This is a genomic window from Microcoleus sp. B6-A1 (assembly GCF_036705085.1).
Lineage (GTDB): Bacteria > Cyanobacteriota > Cyanobacteriia > Cyanobacteriales > Microcoleaceae > Microcoleus.
This window is the reverse complement of the sequence record NZ_JAUBTU010000079.1, coordinates 19327-34228: the sequence shown is the minus strand read 5'-3', so window position 1 is coordinate 34228 and position 14902 is coordinate 19327. Positions and strand designations below refer to the sequence as shown.

17 protein-coding genes and 1 tRNA gene are annotated in these 14902 nt (G+C 45.6%); 12 read left to right on the top strand and 6 right to left on the bottom strand.

Annotated elements, in window-relative coordinates; genetic code table 11:
- Both QUB11_RS24005 and QUB11_RS24000 read right to left on the bottom strand, forming a co-directional pair.
- Positions 1 to 506 (bottom strand): hypothetical protein (locus QUB11_RS24005; RefSeq protein ID WP_333391877.1); only part of this gene is annotated, 506 nt, incomplete at its 3' end.
- The gene (locus QUB11_RS24000) at positions 506 to 691 is read right to left on the bottom strand and encodes a hypothetical protein (RefSeq protein ID WP_333257937.1); all 186 of its coding nucleotides are present in this window, start codon (positions 689 to 691) and stop codon (positions 506 to 508) included. The genes QUB11_RS24005 and QUB11_RS24000, both read right to left, overlap by 1 nt.
- A gap of 136 nt (positions 692 to 827) precedes the next feature.
- On the opposite strand from QUB11_RS24000, the gene QUB11_RS23995 reads away from it, so the two are divergent.
- On the top strand, positions 828 to 1091 hold the full coding sequence (locus tag QUB11_RS23995) for a hypothetical protein (protein ID WP_333257935.1): 264 nt from the start codon (positions 828 to 830) through the stop codon (positions 1089 to 1091).
- The gene (locus tag QUB11_RS23990; protein WP_333391875.1) at positions 1088 to 1732 is read left to right on the top strand and encodes a TraX family protein; all 645 of its coding nucleotides are present in this window, start codon (positions 1088 to 1090) and stop codon (positions 1730 to 1732) included. Before QUB11_RS23995 ends, QUB11_RS23990 begins: the two co-directional genes overlap by 4 nt.
- Here QUB11_RS23990 and QUB11_RS23985 read toward each other — a convergent pair.
- Both QUB11_RS23985 and QUB11_RS23980 read right to left on the bottom strand, forming a co-directional pair.
- Positions 1729 to 3180 carry an RtcB family protein gene (locus tag QUB11_RS23985; protein ID WP_333206379.1) on the bottom strand — a complete coding sequence of 484 codons (1452 nt, stop codon included), beginning with the start codon at positions 3178 to 3180 and terminating at the stop codon, positions 1729 to 1731. The two genes, QUB11_RS23990 and QUB11_RS23985, sit on opposite strands and share 4 nt — an antisense overlap.
- A gap of 328 nt (positions 3181 to 3508) precedes the next feature.
- Positions 3509 to 4348: a prephenate/arogenate dehydrogenase gene (locus QUB11_RS23980; RefSeq protein WP_333206381.1), complete on the bottom strand. Its 840-nt coding sequence runs from the start codon at positions 4346 to 4348 to the stop codon at positions 3509 to 3511.
- 38 nt (positions 4349 to 4386) lie between these two features.
- Between QUB11_RS23980 and QUB11_RS23975 the strand changes: the two genes are divergently transcribed.
- The 9 genes from QUB11_RS23975 (at position 4387) to QUB11_RS23935 (ending at position 13178) form a co-directional block, all read left to right on the top strand.
- Positions 4387 to 5949, top strand: a complete 1563-nt coding sequence (locus tag QUB11_RS23975) for a pentapeptide repeat-containing protein (protein WP_333206383.1) — start codon at positions 4387 to 4389, stop codon at positions 5947 to 5949.
- Between the two features lie 96 nt (positions 5950 to 6045).
- Positions 6046 to 7608, top strand: a complete 1563-nt coding sequence (locus QUB11_RS23970) for a pentapeptide repeat-containing protein (RefSeq protein ID WP_333206385.1) — start codon at positions 6046 to 6048, stop codon at positions 7606 to 7608.
- A 79-nt stretch (positions 7609 to 7687) separates the two neighbouring features.
- On the top strand, positions 7688 to 9217 hold the full coding sequence (locus QUB11_RS23965; RefSeq protein WP_333206386.1) for a pentapeptide repeat-containing protein: 1530 nt from the start codon (positions 7688 to 7690) through the stop codon (positions 9215 to 9217).
- Between the two features lie 22 nt (positions 9218 to 9239).
- Positions 9240 to 10748: a helicase C-terminal domain-containing protein gene (locus tag QUB11_RS23960; RefSeq protein WP_333206387.1), complete on the top strand. Its 1509-nt coding sequence runs from the start codon at positions 9240 to 9242 to the stop codon at positions 10746 to 10748.
- 65 nt (positions 10749 to 10813) lie between these two features.
- The gene (locus tag QUB11_RS23955; RefSeq protein WP_333063857.1) at positions 10814 to 11026 is read left to right on the top strand and encodes a DUF2839 domain-containing protein; all 213 of its coding nucleotides are present in this window, start codon (positions 10814 to 10816) and stop codon (positions 11024 to 11026) included.
- A gap of 125 nt (positions 11027 to 11151) precedes the next feature.
- Positions 11152 to 11223, top strand: a tRNA-Val gene (locus tag QUB11_RS23950).
- Positions 11224 to 11350: 127 nt separating this feature from the next.
- Positions 11351 to 12151: a TIGR04255 family protein gene (locus tag QUB11_RS23945; RefSeq protein ID WP_333206388.1), complete on the top strand. Its 801-nt coding sequence runs from the start codon at positions 11351 to 11353 to the stop codon at positions 12149 to 12151.
- A 4-nt stretch (positions 12152 to 12155) separates the two neighbouring features.
- Positions 12156 to 12560, top strand: coding sequence for a hypothetical protein (locus tag QUB11_RS23940; protein WP_333206389.1), 405 nt, complete (start codon positions 12156 to 12158; stop codon positions 12558 to 12560).
- A 6-nt stretch (positions 12561 to 12566) separates the two neighbouring features.
- Complete coding sequence (locus tag QUB11_RS23935; RefSeq protein WP_333206390.1) at positions 12567 to 13178, top strand: hypothetical protein; 612 nt, start codon at positions 12567 to 12569, stop codon at positions 13176 to 13178.
- 57 nt (positions 13179 to 13235) lie between these two features.
- Here QUB11_RS23935 and QUB11_RS23930 read toward each other — a convergent pair whose 3' ends face one another.
- Positions 13236 to 13442, bottom strand: coding sequence for a type II toxin-antitoxin system HicB family antitoxin (locus tag QUB11_RS23930; RefSeq protein ID WP_333206391.1), 207 nt, complete (start codon positions 13440 to 13442; stop codon positions 13236 to 13238).
- Entirely contained in the window at positions 13442 to 13636 is a 195-nt protein-coding gene (locus QUB11_RS23925) for a type II toxin-antitoxin system HicA family toxin (RefSeq protein ID WP_333206393.1), read from the bottom strand. The genes QUB11_RS23930 and QUB11_RS23925 overlap by 1 nt, the downstream gene beginning before the upstream one ends.
- A 255-nt stretch (positions 13637 to 13891) precedes the next feature.
- Between QUB11_RS23925 and QUB11_RS23920 the strand changes: the two genes are divergently transcribed.
- Positions 13892 to 14833 (top strand): DNA polymerase beta superfamily protein, encoded by a 942-nt coding sequence (locus tag QUB11_RS23920; RefSeq protein ID WP_333206394.1) that lies wholly within the window; start codon positions 13892 to 13894, stop codon positions 14831 to 14833.
- Positions 14834 to 14902 lie beyond the last annotated feature (69 nt).

Here is a 14902-nt window from a genome sequence, read left to right as displayed (position 1 = left end):
CACTGAGTTTTAGTGATGTTAAACAATGCAAAATAATCCTTGAAAACATCACTAGGAGTAGCACCAACTGCCTTAATCCATCCATCCCAATAAGGAGTAGGGTTATTCCCATTGCCAACTGCAGCGGGTTTAATTGCTAAAACGAAACTGTAATACTCTCCCTCAATCAACTTACTGATGTTAAGAGAAGGCGTTACACCAACTTTACAGTTGTAGGGGTTAGCAACCTCTGACATCACCATATCAAGAGGAGTCTCAACACTGGTTGCACCATTGTATTTTGTCAGCGGCATCTGACCAGTCTGCAAATATGGCAAAAACAAAAACGCTTTGTTGTTACCAGAAGCGTTTAATTCCGAGCCCCCCCAACGAGCCCAACACAAAATTACGGGATAGCCCGGAACATTGGTTGTCTTCATTCCTTGACGAGCAGTTGTTTCAGAGCCAGTATCTCCAATCCTGAGAATGCTCGAAATTAAATCACGCCCTTCTTTAGTTACAGCCATTATTTAGTATTCTCCTTATAGCGCCGCCACATTTTGTCAGACCAAGATTCAGAAGGAGCAGGAGACGGAGTGTAGGTAGGTTTAGAAGGCGGAGTGTAGGTAGGTTTAGGCACAGGAGTCGCAACCGGTGGCGGTGGCGGCATTGTAGTATTTGCAATCGAAGCCGCTAAAATCAGTTCAATCATTTTGTTGCCCAATCAATAAGTCCATCTTCAGAGAGATAGATAGTCAACACAACGGTAATAATACTTATCTTTTTGGAAACCCATTGATTTAAAGAAAGGTCTTTACTAAAATCTAAGTGATGAATTGAGAAAACTTATGAGTAGAGTTGATATGTTTGTATTAGCAGTGTTATCTCGCAAAAATTATCTATCTCTATCAAGTGTTGTAAAAGAAGTAAGGGAAATGAATCTAAGCAAACCACCTTCAAAAATTGGAATCTACAAAAGATTAAATGTATTAAAAAATCAAAATCTAGTTAGCTTCGAGTGGAATCAAGGAAAAAAAATCTATTTTATTTCAGAAAAAGGTTGCGAAATAATTAATGAATTCATCAATCAATTAATAGGAATATCAGCATGAGTCAGAATTTAATTAAATGGCTAGCAACGATTTTGATGGTAATTGACCACACAGGTTTGTTACTAGAAATAGAGCCAATGAGAATTATTGGCCGCTTAAGTTTTCCGCTGTTTGCTTGGATATCGGCTCAAAACTGGAAACGGCGAGAAGCAAAAAGCAGTGCTAAACCTTTAATTACCAGATTATTAGTATTTGGAATGGTTAGTCAAATTCCATACATATTGCTATTTAACAAATTGGAATTCAATATATTGATTAGCTTTGCATTAGTTGTAATAACGTTTACACAAATTCACAAAGCTCCAACAAATAAAAAAATCCTGGTAATGATAATGGGAATGATAGCAGCTCAGGTTTGGGAAGTAAGCTACGGATGGTATGCGGTAGGGTGTCCGCTGCTGATGATTAACTTAAAAGGTAAAGGCGATCGGATGTGGTGGATTGCTTGGTTTATAACCAATGTCATCTATGCAGCAACATCAGGATATCTTCTTCAAGTGTTCGCAGTGTTGACACCGCTAATCTTAAGTTGGCACAACCCAAGCAGAGACCGAAAGCCAACGGCAGTGGAAAAAAAATTTTTTTACTACTTCTACCCAATCCACTTGGCGGGACTAGCAGCGCTGCGAACAATAATCTAACTCTGGGGATTCATTTTAGCGACTCCACCAACTATTTGCGCCTCAACCTGAACGTCAATTACTGGTTGAATTGGCTTGTAAGCTGCCGGTGCTTCTTCGATTCTGCGTTCTTCGCGCCAGGTAATGCAATCTACGCCGATTAATCCCAAAGCGGAGTCAGTTTTATCAGCACCTGCGCGACTCATATCGAAGCGCGATCGCGCCCTTCCTGCACCGTGAGAGGCCGATCGCAAAAATCGATCGTTCCCCTTCCCAACCAGCAAATAAGACGGCGCGCCCATCGAACCCGGTACAATTACAGGCTGACCGGAATGTGCGGGACAAGCGCCTTTGCGCGTTACCCAGCCGGCACCTTCAGCTAAAGTGATATTGTGAGGCAAATCGTAAACTAAGGGAGCTTCCACATCGCCGAAAACTTGTCGCAAACGCAACCGCAGAAGTTCTGCTAGCAGCAAACGGTTGATAAAGCCGTAGTTAGCGGCTGTTGCTTCCGCTTGCAGGTAGCTGTTCACAAGTTCGGGAGTTGCTGCGACAGACAGCGGAAAAAGCCGGGATTCAGGATGTTTCAGGGTTTTCGGCCAGGCCTCGCAAGCTCGATCGCGCCACATTCCGCCGATATATTTGCCGACATTCCGCGAACCGGAATGAATCATGAAAGCGATTTGTCCCGATCGAACTCCCCAAGTATAAGCCGTAGCTCGATCGATAACTTCCTCAACCACTTGAATTTCCACAAAGTGATTGCCGCCACCGATGGTAGCTAACCCCCCATCCCTGACTAAGCCGTCATTTGGGACTAATTCTTCAGGAGCCCATTTGACATCGCCATTCATGGAACCGCCGAGGAAAGTGCGATTGCACTCTGTCGCCAACTGCTCGAAATCCGAATTAGCCGCGCTGCCGGTTGGCTTGTCCAGCATACCATCCAGCCATCCGGGCATCCCGTGTTGGAACATCGCGCGAGCAGTTTTTGCAGTCATGCTAACATCGCGAGTACCGAAGAAATAATCGCCTTTGAGCAATTCTACAAAGCGATCGCGCTGACTGAGGAATTGTTCGATCGACAAATCCGCAACGTGTAACCGCATCCCGCAGTTAATATCGGAACCGGTAGCCGCCGGAATCACCATTCCTGCTGTTTCTACAATAGAGCCGATCGCCACCCCCGCATCCCCTGGATGGAAGTCAGGAGTAGCGCAAGCGCGACAAACGCAGCCGCCTTGAGGGTGTCGAACATTCGCCAAATTTGCCAACTGTTTGAGCGCCTTTGCTTCCACAGGAAAATCCTCTGGGAGCAAAACTTCTGCAGTTGGAGCATCGGCATTTTGCCAGTGTTCTTTCAGAGAACTATTGAGAGAAATGGAGTAGACTTTATTGTCGTAACTAACATCAAGACCTTGCCGAGACAAAGCTCGCAAAAGCCTGTTCAAGTTTTTTGGCAGCTGCATAAATAGTCTGTTGCGGGTTGCATAGCAACCCCCAAAAGTTGAAGAGATTTTTTAGAAAACAAAAGACTTGGGTTCAGCAGCCGCAATCTTTTTTAAGATAAGTTGAAAGGCAACTTTTCTAATTACTCAACTCATAACATATCATTTTTGATATGTCAACCCTTTTCTTGAAGTTTTAATAAATATAGATGATTTACCAAGCGGTGTCAGAAACCCGGTTTGTGCCTAGAAAAATCGCTTGAGTCGAGAATAAATGTACATTGAAAATCAATATATAGGCATCCACAAATCATAATCTAAACGGGAACCGTTTTAATTAATATTTGGCTCACAAGTTGTAATTCTCTCTCGCTTGTTGAGTCTGCTTCAGCTTGTGTTCGAGACTTTGCCAATTTTCGGCTTTGATATCGCTGATGAACCCGTCGAGACAGTCGCGGTAAATAGAGAGCGATCGCAATAATTCCTCTCGATTGTACTTTGCCACCATCACTCCCAGTTCGGGATTGCCACCCCCCACCCGGCTCGTGTCCCGAAAACCCGAACTCGCCAAATGTTGGGCTAAATTAACAATATCCCGATCGCCCTCAAGATCGCACGCAGCAACCAGCGTCGCGCTCGCCATGAGTGGCAAATGAGAAATCCAAGCCACAGCTCGATCGTGTTCTTCCGGCTCACATCGGTAAACTTTAGCACCCAGCAACCGCGCAATTTCCTCAACCTTATCCACCGCAAGCGTCGGCGTCTGGGCCTGCGGCGTCACCACATAAGGCCGGCCCACAAACAAATCCGGTATCGCCGCCTCAATGCCGCTTTCAGCAGTCCCCGCCATCGGGTGTCCCCCTACAAAATTCTGCCACAGAGGAGACACAGCCTGCACTATGGGTGTTTTTACGGAACCGACATCGGTTACAATAGTATCAGGGGAAAGATAGGGCACCAACTCTCGGACGATCGGCTCGATCGACCCCAGTGGCGTGCAAATAAAAACCACATCGGCTGCTGCCATCAGAGACAGGTTTATGCTGGCTTCATTGACAACACCGCGAGCTTGCGCCCGATCGCAAGTCTGCTGCCGACTCGAAACCCCAAAAACATTAAACCCGCGCGATCGTAAATCCAGCCCGATCGAGCCACCAATTAAACCCAGTCCTACAATACCGATATTCATAGCAATAAAATGGGGATATTTGATACGGTGCCGCCCCCATGACAGTCGAGGAACTCCTGAAGAAATATGCCGCCGGAGAAAGAAACTTTGCCGGAATCAACCTGACTGAGGCCAACCTCAGCGGCGTCAACTTGAGCGGAGCCAACCTCAAGGGTGCGAATCTGAGTGTAGCAAACCTGAGCGGAGCAAACCTCAGCAAAACCAACCTCACAGGTGCAAAACTCAACATCGCCAGACTCAGTGGCGCCCATCTAGGCGGCGCCGACCTCACAGACGCCGACCTCAACGTCGCTTACCTAGTGCGAGTTGACCTCAAAAAAGCCATACTCACAGGGGCAAAACTGATCAGAGCCGAGCTAATTCGAGCCGAGCTCAGCGGAGCCAACCTTAGCGGAGCCAACCTCAGCGGCGCCACCCTCACCGAAGCCACCCTTCGAGGAGCCAACCTCGCTCAAGCCAACCTTCGAGGCGCTCACCTCAGCGGCGCGTGCTTGACAGAAGCCAACCTCGAACAAGCCAACCTGCAAGGAGCCGACCTCAGCCGAGCCGACCTCAGCGGCGCCGACTTGCGAGGCACAGAACTGAGACAAGCCAACCTCACTCAAGCCGTACTCAGTGGCGCCGACCTCAGCGGCGTCAATTTGCGCTGGGCCATCCTCAGCGGCTGCAATCTGCGCTGGGCCGACCTCAGCGAAGCCAAATTGAGCGGTGCCGACCTCAGCCGAGCCGACCTCTGCCACGCCAACTTGCTGAATGCCAGCTTAGTTCACGCCGACCTGTCAAATGCCTATCTGATCCGCGCCGACTGGATTGGAGCCGACTTAACCGGAGCCACCTTAACCGGAGCCAAACTTCACGCAGTTTCGCGGCTCGGCATCAAAACCGAAGGCATGACCTGCAAGTGGGTCGATCTGAGTCCCAACGGCGACCACAGCCAAATTTACTGGTTGAACTCTGGAGGAACCCAGGAATTTTTTCACGAAACCTTGCCCACAGTTCGGATTGTGATTGACTCGCCCTTAGACCAAGGCGCTCATTTTGCACTAGCTGCAACTTATTACCAAATTGCCCAACAATACCCGAGTTTAAGTCAGCCGCCCACGATCGAAGTCAGCTCCAGGCGCACCGTACTCGCGTTTAAAATGGACAGCGATGATAAATTATTTGCCACCGCTTACGTTGCCATCATTCCTTTTAACGACGCTGCCATAACTCAAAAAAACCTAATAGCTTTAATGAAAATGATTCAATCCCACGATGCAGGCAAACTTAACGTCAAAGAATCTAAACACGTCCAGTTATGCAGCAAAGCACTCAACCAAGCTATCAGCAAAGTAGACCAAATCAAAATTTCCAGTTCTTTTCCAAAAATCGGTGAAAGCATCAATTTCTTTCAAATTCCCACACAGATGAGCTTAATTAATTCCCGCGATCAAAGACTCAGCGTATATCACCACCCCGCCTTCGGCAAGCGCCTAATTAAAAAATACGAGCCAAGTAACTCACCATCGGGTAAATTAGCCGAAAGCACAAAATTGGCTCAAGCTAATATCACTAGCATTTTGGATTTTATAAAAGGCTTCCACAATATAGATGTCTAGGCATATTGCATCAAGTTACAGAAAATGCTTATTCTAGTTTAAAGGTTGGCACAACAAAGCTTTGTTCTAGCTAACACATCAGGGAAATTTAAAAGCATGGATGCCGAAGAACTCATCACCAAATATGCAGCAGGAGAAAGAGACTTTACTGCCATCCTCCTTTGCGAGGCAAATCTCAGCAGGATCGATCTCAGCGGGGCTAATTTCAGTGAGGCAATCTTGAGCCTCACCAACATGAGCGGCACCAATCTGTCAAACGCCAACATGAGAAAAGCCAAACTCAATGTTGCCAGACTCAGCGGTGCCAATCTCCACAAAGCCAACCTCAGCGGCGCTATCCTCAACGTAGCTAACTTGATTCGAGCCGACCTCAGCGAAGCCCAACTCGTCGAAGCTACACTGATCAGATCCGAACTGATTCGAGCAAACCTCAGTAGTGCCAACTTGACCGGCGCAAATCTCAGCGAAGCAGATTTGAGAGAAGCAACCCTCAGAGAAGCCAATCTAGAGCAAGCCGACCTCAGCGGGGCTCACCTGAGAGGCGCTTTTCTAACAGCGGCCAACTTGGAACGGGCCAACTTGCACAGAGCCGACCTCAGCAGGGCAGACTTGCGAGGAGTCAACCTCTGCAATGCCGAACTCAGACAAGCTAATCTGTCTCAAGCAAACCTTAGCGGCGCTGACTTGCGAGGCGCTAATCTCCGGTGGGCTGACCTCAGCGGGGCGAACCTGACCGGTGCTGACCTCGATGAAGCGAGATTGAGCGGGGCCAACTTGTACGGGGCAAATTTGAGCAATGTCAATCTGTTGAACGCTACTTTGGTACACGCGGATTTGACTCAAGCGAATTTGATTCACGCTGATTGGGTGGGCGCCGATTTGACGGGGGCGGCCCTGACGGGGGCAAAAATTTACGCGGTGTCTAGGTTTGATGTGAAAGCAGATGACATTACCTGCGATTGGGTTGACCTCAGTCCTAACGGCGATCGCAGCCACATTCAGCGCTTTACCCCAGAAGAATCTCAAAGGTTTTTCAATGCTACACCGCCGACAGTTCAAATTATTGTCGATCGACCCCTCGACCCCGATGCTAACTTTGTCCTCGCGGCTACCTACCGCCAAATTGCCCGTCAATACCCTGCTTTGAGCCATCCTCCCAGTATCGAAGTTAATTCCAGACGCACAATCATATCATTTAAAATAGAACAGGACGATCAACTATTTCCCACCGCTTTCGTTGCGATTGTTCCCTTTAGTGATGCAGCATTTACTCAGAAAAATTTGATTACTTTGATCAAGATGATTCAACCCCAAAGTGGTAATAACCTGGGCGTCAGAGTCTCAAATATGGTAGTGCAATTAAACGTCGCCCTGACCAAAACAATGAGAAAAATAGGTGAAATGAAAATTCAACCGATTCGCCTCGATCGCGAACCGATGTCAAGTTTTTTCCAATCGCCTACCCAAACTGTACTCGCTAACTCCAGCGCCGAAACTTTGATGATTCACTATCACCCAGATTTTGGCAGAAACTTGACAAATTTGCCCGGAGTCAACAAAACCTCTATCAGTCCTGCAATTAAAGCCCAAAGATTTACCACCCCGCCGCTAAATACGGTCATTGAGTTTGTCAAAAGCTTTTATCAGCTCGGTGAGTAAATACTATAAATTAATTTGATATTATTTCTATTTATGCCATATAAAAGTTAGCCGATCGCCATTTTATTCAGGTAAACAAATGGAAGCTGAAGAACTGCTCAAACGATTTGCAATCGTCAAAAGATACACTGAAGGCGACAGAGAATTCACAGGAATCAACCTGAATGAAGCTAATCTCAGCCGCATCAACCTCAGCCAATCAATTTTAAGGCGGGCTAGCTTATTTGTCACCAACCTCAGCGGCGCTAACTTGAGCGACGCTAACTTGAGCGAAGCTAACCTGAATGTGGCTAGACTCAGCAGTACCAACCTGTCGCGGGCAATCTTAAACGGGGCGACTCTCAACGTAGCAAACTTAGTCAGAGCCGATTTAAGTGCAGCTCAATTAATCGGAGCCTCCCTGATTAGATGCGAATTAGTCCGCTGCGAACTCAGCAAAACTAACTTCAGCGGTGCCAACCTGACTGAAGCAGATTTAAGAGATGTAAAACTGACGGAAGCTAACCTGTGCGGTGCTAATCTTTCCGGTGCAAATCTTTCCGGTGCTTCGGCTGCTTCAGCTAACTTTCAAGAAGCTAACTTGCATGGCGCGGATTTGACGAAAGCAGAATTTAGCGGCGTCAATTTGAGCAATACCGATATGAGACAAGCTTCTTTGCAACAGGTGAATCTCAGCAGTGCCAATTTGAGCGGAGCTAACCTCAAATGGGCTGATTTGACGGGAGCTAACCTCAACGGCGCCGATCTGAGCTGTGCTAAATTGAACGGAGCTAACCTTAACGGAGCAGATTTAAGAAATACTAATTTAGCAAGTGCTAGTTTGGTTCACGCTGATTTGACAGAAACAAATTTGATTAATGCAGATTGGGTGGGCGCTGATTTGAGGGGAGCAACTTTAACAGGAGCAAAACTGTATTTGGTTCCTCGATGTGGCATCATTGCAGATGATATTACTTGCCAGTGGGTTGACCTCAGCCCCGCTGGCGATCGCACTCTGATTCAACAATTTAAGTCGCAGTCAGAATCGATAAAATTTTTAAGTCACACGCCTGGGTTAGTGCAAATTGTGGTTGACGCACTTTTAGACTACTCAGCAAACAGCACTTTAGCAACAGCTTACAGCGAAATATCTCGGCATTACCGGGCCATGAATTTTCCTCCTAATATTGAAGTCGGCTACCGCCGCACAACTCTAACTTTTAGATTTGAGAGCGATGAGCATTTATTGCCAGCAGCTTTTTTAGCGATTCTTCCTTTTAAGGATGCTGTACAAACTCAGAGAAATATTATGGTTATCGGCAAAAATATCGAAACTCAAAATTTGGATGATAAACGAATAGTGCAGTTGCGTAAAGCATTGAGTACAGCTACAAATAAATTAAATGAGTTGATAAATTTTGTCTCTAATATCTCACGGGTGAGTCAGCCAACAAAGTTTTTTGACTCACCTACGCAAACTATTTTAATTAGTTCGGGACAGGAGAGTTTGATGGTGAATTCTCACGGGAATTTTGGGAAGGGAGGTGCAGCTCATCAGGAGAGTAATTTCAGTTTGCCTCTCGGTCAAAAAGTAGTTGATTTTCTGGCCAGTTTTGATTATGTTGATTGAGGAATGTTAACAGTACAATCGATTGATTGAGGTAGAAGTCCACAATTCGCTGCTCCGCTTCCTGCGATCGAACTCCGAGCCGCACTGGCCCCACCATTTAACGATGGCGCGGCTCGTGGCGCGGGCTTTGCGCTTGGGGCGCAGCGCTCTGATCCAAACGGGGCTTCCCGCTGGAGCTTACCGACAGCGGTATCGAGTCAGCTATTTGATGCCGATTTTGATGTGGCCGGAACCTGTGATTTTAGTGGCGCCGACACGGGTGATCGAGCATTTGCAGGCGGTAGAAATTCCGCGCTTGCAAGAGTGGTTGGAAACAGAGGGGTCGATCGAGACTTATTCCGATAATGCCACTGGACAAGGATTGATGCTAGCAGATCCGCAGTCTTGGCTGGCGGCTCGCTTGGCGGCGAATTCGCCACTTCCGAGCAATATTCCGACAATTATCGACGGTGTGGATGACTTGGAAGTTTGGACGCGCCAGCAATTGACGGCGTGTTTGCAACCTGCTGACTGGAATGATTTAATGCAATCTCAGCCTTTGGAAGCCGATGCAATCCTCCAAGGGCGGGTACTGCTAACGCGCGCTTTCTTTCAGCATCCGGCGAAACCAGAGGAGTGCTATTTGCTGGAAACCGCAGAGCAAAATATTTTGCAGGGGCTGTTTGAAAGGATCGAGCCAAATTCGCTGATTCCGGCTGCTTGGAGCAATTTTTGGCAGCGGTGGGAAGGAAACGGAAAATTGCGGTGGGCGGAAATTAATCGGGAGGCTGGCTCATTTTCTCTGTTCTGCGCGCCGGTTCAGGTGGCTGAGGTTTTGAGCCAAATTTGGGATTGTCAGCCTGTGGTGTTGATTGGGGGGGCGGTGGATGTGGAACCGAAGGCTCCGATCTTCCGGCAAATGCTGGGACTGCCAGAATTGACCAGCGTTAAGTTTTCGCCCGATCGACAAAGCGAATTAATTCAACTGTACATTCCCAACTGGCTGCCGCTGCCAAATACGCCGGAATTTCAGGGTGTTTTAATTGAAGAAATTCGGACTTTGCTGTTGATGAGCGCGTCGGTGGCGGGTTTAACGGTGCTGGTAGTTGGTGATGTACCGCTGAAGGCTCGGCTGGCGGCGATTTTGGCTTCTGAGTTCGGTTCTCGGGTGCAGGTAGAAAAAACAGATGTGGGCGAGAATGCGATTTTGGTGACTGGGTGGGAGTTTTGGCGGGAACATCAGGGGGAATTGAGGGCGCCTCACTTGCTGGCGATCGCAACTTTGCCGCTACCTTCTTTGGAGAATCCTTTGGTGACGGCGCGTGTGGCTTATTATAAGGAACGGCGCAAGGATTGGTTTCGGTTGTATTTGCTGCCGGCGGCGCTGAATGAATTGCAACGGGCGATCGCGCCGGTGCGAGAACGTCAAGGGGTTGTGGCGATTTTCGACAGCAGGGTGATTCACCGCAGTTATGGACAGCAGGTTTTAGCGGCTTTGAGTCCTTTTGCGAGGATTGATTATTTGGATACGACTTGGTTGACCCAGGCTTGAGATGACCTGTTGGCGTATAATTTGGTTAGGTATCCAGTTGAAAAGTAATTTAGTAGACAAAAATTATGGGTGAAGCTAAGCGTCGCAAAGAGTCGATCGGCGACGAATACGGTAAAGAAGAACGCATCGTTCCCTGGCTGCCAATCACGAAAACCCAAAGCGAAGATTTTGTGAAGTGGACAAGTCGCGGAAGCTGGATGGGGATTAGTCTTTTGGTTGCTTGGTGGATTGTAGTGCGGTTTGTCGGCCCGTCCGCGGGTTGGTGGCAGGTTAACTGATGCCAGACTCGACAAATGCCTGTTTTCTTGGCATTGTGTCGAGTTTAAGTCGGAAACAAGCGGCTGAATTTTTAGGAAAATTTTAGTTGCAAATTTGGACTTGGTATGGTATGGTAATTATCTGCGGGCAATTAGCACAGTGGTAGCGCACTTCCTTCACACGGAAGGGGTCACAGGTTCAAATCCTGTATTGCCCATATTTTTAAGTTGTAAAATTTGATTGGGAAAAGGCGATGGCATCTATCCTGAATGTAATTCTGTTTGGAAGTAAGTTAAGCTAGAGTAATAGACGCTCTTCAAATTGGTAATGGATACTTTGAAAAAATGAAGCTCCCAAACTATGAAAGAGTAATTTATGAGGACAGCCCCCTAATTGAGGTTATTGCTCAACTTAGATTTCCAACTATCCTGAAAATTGCCAGCCAACAGCCTGTAGACTTTCAAGATAGTATAAGGTTTGAATACCCAATTTTTGAAACTTCTAGAAATTTGCAGATCCCGGTTGAGCTATCTAATCTTTTAACCCAATTTACCTCTAATTTTACCAGTGACTTGACTTCAATTGACTTGACTTATCAATTTAAGTCAGAAGACTTGAGTTGCCAGATATCTTTAGACAAAAACTCTATAACGCTTGCTACGACAAAGTATGAAAGATATGAAAATTTTATTGATAAATTTAAACGCGCTGTAGAACTTTTTGAAAAAATATATAATCCCTCTTTTTATTCACGAACAGGACTAAGATATCGTGATTTAATTATTAGGTCAAAACTAAATATCAAAGACAAAAAGTGGCATGAATTAATACCGCAACATATTGCTTCTGAACTGTATACACCAGAAGTAGCAGATTCAATTCAAAACTTTGTTAAAAATTTACAGCTAAAAACGGAATTCGGTCAAGTTAATTTTAATCATGGGCTTGTTAACGTTAGGGACACAGAAAGAGGTATAGATGAAACAGCTTATTTATTAGATACTGATTTTTTTACTGAGGATAAAGTAGAAAGGAGTGAAAATGCCTGGAAAATACTCGATAACTACAACCATACAGCCAGAAATCTCTTCCGCTGGGGTATCACGGAAGAGTTGCACAGAGCAATGCGACCTCAACCAATATAATCCTATGCACGTAACAACTGGTGGTACTCAAAGCAAAAATATAATTGGACAAAGGTATGAAGTTTTACCCACTCCTGCTCAGACGCAGTATCGGCACACTTTAGCATCTGGTACTCCTAGCTTAAAAATCGAAGTTTCCATCGAACCACCTATTAGTGGTGAATGGTTTGGTCAATTCAATCAAAACACGATCGCTTGGGTTAAGTGCTTAACGCTACTCAATCTGCTTTTTGCTAAGACTCCAGAAGGATTGCAAGAAGCATCTGACGTGCTTGAACAAATGGTGGAATATTATAGTGACTGTCGGTCTGATTTAGGACAAACTACCTTACCTCAAGAATTAGGATTACTTACTGGTAGCGTATTACCTAGCGAAGTCAGACCACCTTTAGTCCTAGATTTTGAGTAGCTAACCATGCGTAAACCTTGGATTTACAGAGCCTCGAATGACAAAGAGGCTCTTAGACAAGGGGAAATTCTGACTGGACTTATACAGATTAAACCAGTTCCAAGTGAATCTTCTCCAAACCTCAATCAAATTCAGTACCTCGATCAAATTCAGTTTAAACCTATTGTTCATCCTTATGCAATTATAGTTACTCAAAACTGTGATTTAGATTGGGACTATAGCGCTAGGCCAAATCGAGATAAACCTAATAAGTTATTAAACTCTATACTTTTTTGTCAAGTATATACAGCTCAAGAAATTCGCTCCAACAAAACAGTTCAGCTAAATTCAGCAGATTGGAATTTAGTTAAATCTAATCGTTATCAGCAATACCATTTTTTGGAAAAAATACCTCTAGAACGTGAATCATCTCAGGAAGGCATACCAGAATTAACAGTAGATTTTAAAAAAAATTTTGCGATAGATGCTGATTTCTTATACAATCAAATAAATAATAATTTTGCTAAACGACGTGCTGTGCTTGAAAGTCCATATTTAGAAGACTTTTCACATCGTTATCATGACTTTCATGGGCGTGTAGCACTTCCTGCACAACATGAAAGTGAAAAGGGGGTATAAGGGGAAAACTAAGCGGGAAAAAAACCGACTGGAAATAAAAAGTAATTGGTGTTTAGCTTAAGCTTCAACATATTCGCAAATAGAGACTGGTTCGGGAATAGGAAAAGCATCCTCTTGTAGTCCTTCAAGATGAAATGCGATCGCCTCTTTAATTAAATGCCTCACCTCTTCTAAACTTTCAGCCACAGCTACACATCCAGGTAAATCGGGAACATAAGCACCGTAGCTAGTTTCACCTTTTTCAATTACAACAGCATAACGCATTAATCTTCCTCCTCTAGTTGAGATTGCCGCAAAACACTTTTAAGCGTACCAATTGGCATATCAACGCCTAAATTACCTGACACCGTGACAGTCCCCGCCTTTTCTGGGTGTTTAAATTGACGATGACTGCCCTTTGTTCTAGCTAAATACCAACCATCATCTTCTAACATTTTAATAACTTCTCTAACTTTCATTATTCATTTATCTATAAAACTCATCAACTCCCGCACTTATATCTTCATAATACGATCTAACTTCAGCAACCTCTCCATTGTAACCGGCGCGACTGATAAAAAACCTCATCCTGCTCAATCTGAAGACAATGTTTAACAAGGCCCAAACTGCCGTAGCACGGGCGAGGACTCCTAGCGATCGCCCAAAACTTCCCTTATATACTACACCTATGCTACACTAATATCGTAGCTCGTGTCCCCGGAGGAGGTTCCCTCATGGCAAATGCCAATATTCCTCAAAATTTCAACTTAATCCTACCCGCAGGAACCCAAATTGTCACCAAAATAGAGGTCAAAAACCCCGCCGGCGACCAATCTTGGAAACCGGGATTAGTAGGCGTCATCGTTCAATCGCCTACGGACAATTCCCACGCATATTTAGTCAAACTCCCAGACGGAACACAAGTTAGTCTGCGGCGGCACGAACTCAGTATCCGCAAGCAGTTTCAGAGCGAAGGATTGCAGTCAGGAGGAGATTTTCTTGCAGAATACAACCTCTATGATTCTGTAATTTACCGCTGCATTCTTGGCTCTAGAGCGTATGGTCTTGATAACGAGCAATCCGATACAGACAGACGCGGGATTTACCTGCCGCCGGCAATACTTCATTGGTCGCTTTACGGCATCCCAGAACAATTGGAAAACAAGGAAAATGAGGAATGCTATTGGGAACTGCAAAAGTTTCTAGTTTTGGCACTAAAAGCTAATCCAAATGTGCTAGAATGTTTGTACACGCCTTTAGTAGAAACTGTTTCTCCTGTAGCACAAGAATTGCTGGAAATTCGGGAAATGTTTCTTTCTCAATTGGTTTATCAAACTTACAATAGCTACGTTTTGTCTCAATTTAAAAAAATGGAGCAAGACCTCCGCAATACCGGGGAAATTCGTTGGAAGCACGCGATGCACTTAATCCGCTTGTTGCTGTCAGGAATTACGGTGCTAAAGGAGGGGTTTGTGCCTGTTCGGGTGCAGGATTATCGATCGCAACTTTTATCTATCCGCAACCAAGAAATATCCTGGGATGAGGTGAATCGCTGGCGGTTGAGTTTGCACGGTGAGTTCGATCGCGCTTTTGCTGCAACTAAATTGCCAGAACGTCCTAATTACGAGAAAGCGAATCTGTTTTTGATTAAATCTCGTAGAGGTGCGATCGGCTAAAAGGGGCGGGTTTACGAGATCGTTAATTTGAGACATATATGGTTGGTAAAACCCGCCCCTACAGGTATT